This is a genomic window from Flavobacterium sp. 9R, assembly GCF_902506345.1.
Taxonomy (GTDB): domain Bacteria; phylum Bacteroidota; class Bacteroidia; order Flavobacteriales; family Flavobacteriaceae; genus Flavobacterium.
In genome coordinates this window covers 1-2,864 of record NZ_LR733414.1, presented here as the reverse complement: position 1 = coordinate 2,864, position 2,864 = coordinate 1, and the positions used below count along the sequence as shown (strand labels likewise).

At 34.4% G+C, this 2,864-nt stretch carries 3 protein-coding genes; 1 reads left to right on the top strand and 2 read right to left on the bottom strand.

The window, feature by feature from the left end; all coding sequences use genetic code 11:
* Nucleotides 1-859: 859 nt before the first annotated feature.
* On the bottom strand, nucleotides 860-1,534 hold the full coding sequence (locus tag FLAVO9AF_RS15135) for a DUF4294 domain-containing protein (RefSeq protein WP_159691191.1): 675 nt from the start codon (nucleotides 1,532-1,534) through the stop codon (nucleotides 860-862).
* Nucleotides 1,535-1,615: 81 nt separating this feature from the next.
* On the opposite strand from FLAVO9AF_RS15135, the gene FLAVO9AF_RS15130 reads away from it, so the two are divergent.
* Entirely contained in the window at nucleotides 1,616-2,704 is a 1,089-nt protein-coding gene (locus tag FLAVO9AF_RS15130; protein WP_159691188.1) for a M42 family metallopeptidase, read from the top strand.
* Nucleotides 2,705-2,771: 67 nt separating this feature from the next.
* On the opposite strand, the gene FLAVO9AF_RS15810 is transcribed toward FLAVO9AF_RS15130, so the two are convergent.
* A complete protein-coding gene (locus FLAVO9AF_RS15810; RefSeq protein WP_159691109.1) occupies nucleotides 2,772-2,858 on the bottom strand; it encodes an IS3 family transposase in 87 nt (28 codons plus the stop codon).
* Nucleotides 2,859-2,864: the final 6 nt, after the last annotated feature.

The window sequence follows — 2,864 nt, the reverse complement described above, 5'->3', positions numbered from 1 at the left end:
GCTGTCAATTCAATATGTCTAGGAACGTATTCTTCTTTGTTTTTCCGCCTTTCGTTGTTTCTCAAAGCGGGTGCAAAAGTAGTAATTCTTTTTTAACTGGCAAGAAAATTTGAAACTTTTTTTGAAAATTTTTATCTCAATTTAAATCTCATTCTCTCATCAATCTTTCAAGGAACTTTCCGTATTTTGCGGGGCGCAAAGGTAAGCAACGTTTTTATTTCTCACAAGCTTTTTTTGATATTTTTTTTTTTCAGAAATCTAATCCCGAATATCTCAATAACTTGCCAGTATATAAAAGAACGTCTGCGCTGTTGCGGGTGCAAAAGTAGCACCTTTTTTCGTTTAAACAAGCCTTTTACAAACCTTTTTTTGATTTATTTTTTAATGTAACAATAAAACATTGATAATCATTATTTAACACAAACATTAGCGCCGTAAAAAAAATGGTCTACCACAGACACTCTACTCTTAAAGCCCAATTAGAGCATATTATACCCCGTTCTTACTCTATTTACAGGACGTATCGAAGACATTCTGAAACTAATTAATCCTTATATATAGTAAAACTTATTAATTCATTATTGTATACATACTATATATATAGTGTCTTCATACTCTACTCATACTCTATCCATACACTATCTATACTCTATCTATACATTATATATATAATGAGTAATAAATAACAATAGACTAAAAAACGAGAAACACGGAAATAGCTTTTTAACCACAACTACCCTAGCCCGGATGGGAGTGGCATCCTCTTGGGGCGGGGTTCGACCCAAGAGATACAACGGACAGCCGGAAATAGCTCCTGAAAAAGAAAAGTAGCGTAAATTGTTTAGTTAAGATAAGCTGACTATTTAAGTTGACTGGCTTTTGTATGCCATGCTTCATTTAAATCGTCATAATTTACGGGGGTAGCAGGTGGTTGGTTTTGAAGTCTTCCCGTTTCGAAGGCTCTTACTAAGATGGTTTCAATTAAAAAATCTTCATTTACTTCGTAAGGTTGGTATTTTGTTTTGAGATTAATGTCAAATATTCGGGCTGTGGTATTGGCCCAAAATGCTTTCCAGCCACTTTTTAAGTCCGAAACTAGGTCGTATGTAGTTATACCGGTTTGCCTATGAATCAATTTGACTAAGATTTGTCCCTGTTTTCGTGACAGTTTTTTTAGTTTGGCTTCGAACTCATTTGTTAAATAGTCTTCAACAATTTTAAAATACTTCTTTTTCTCTTTGTTTGTTTTTAAATAAGACATCCCTTTTTTGAGGGCAACAAGTCTTTCGGAAGCTAGTTTAGCATAAGGATACGTTTTGTATACTCTATTTTGTAAAATTAAGAATTGCTTTTTATCTTCAAGACTTAACTTTTGCTTACTGATGATTATTTCTGGTAACAGAATAGTATCACTGAGAATACTATCGTTTTCGATAAGCGTAGGGCCTGTTTTTTCGGTTTCTTTTGGAACAATTTGTGCTTGTGTTGCAAGAGAACACAAAAGGAATAGGAAAAAAAGGGAGATTCGGTTCATGGGAAAATTTTATAATTCAAAATTATAAATTTATACACAAGTCTGATGCCAAATTTATAAATTAGCAAAAAATAATTTCATATGAATTCACCATCAATATTGAATGCCTCTTCTATGGCATTTTTAGAAAAATACTTAAATAACGCCTCTCCAACAGGTTTTGAATCTGAAGGCCAAAAGATTTGGATGGACTACCTTCAACCTTATGTGGATACTTTTATTACAGATACCTATGGCACTGCGGTAGGAATCATCAATCCAGATGCCCCGTTTAAAGTAGTTATTGAGGGTCATGCAGACGAAATTGCGTGGTATGTTAACTATATTACAGAAGATGGTTTGGTATATGTTATACGAAATGGAGGCTCTGACCATCAAATTGCTCCTTCGAAACGCGTTAATATTCATACCAAAAAAGGGATAGTAAAAGGTGTCTTTGGTTGGCCCGCCATACACACTCGTAACAGGGACAAAGAAGAAAACCCAAAAACAAGCAATATTTTCATAGACCTTGGTTGTGAAACAAAAGAGGAAGTAGAAAAATTAGGCGTACATGTTGGCTGTGTGATTACTTATCCTGATGAATTTATGATTATGAACGAAAACAAATTTGTTTGTCGTGCTATTGATAACCGAATGGGAGGATTTATGATTGCCGAAGTTGCTCGATTATTGCATGAGCATAAGAAAAAGTTACCCTTTGGCTTGTATATCGTAAACGCAGTTCAAGAAGAAGTTGGTCTTAGAGGAGCAGAAATGATTACTCAAACCATACGACCGAATGTGGCTATTGTTACTGATGTATGTCATGATTCAACGACACCTATGATTGACAAAAAGATTGAGGGAGAGACAAAAATTGGCAAGGGTCCGGTTATTACTTATGCTCCTGCTGTTCAAAACAATCTTAGAGAACTCATATTAAACACTGCTTCAGAAAAAGGCATCCCTTTTCAACGATTGGCTTCTTCTAGAGTTACTGGTACCGATACTGATGCCTTTGCATATAGTAATGGTGGAGTAGCCTCAGCATTGATTTCTTTACCGCTTCGCTATATGCATACTACAGTAGAAATGGTGCATCGCAAGGATGTCGAGAACGTAATACAATTGATTTATGAAACCTTATTAAAAATAGAAAACAACGAAACGTTTTCCTATTTCAAATAATTGATAAAAGCAAAAACTCCGTTTATTCTAGATTAGACTGAACCCAAAAGTTTGGACAAATTTATAATTAATTTTGATAATGATGAGCTCGATATTTAGTCGGGCTCATTTTGTTTAAATTGGACTTGGTTCTGTCGTTATTGTAATAGTTTATATATTC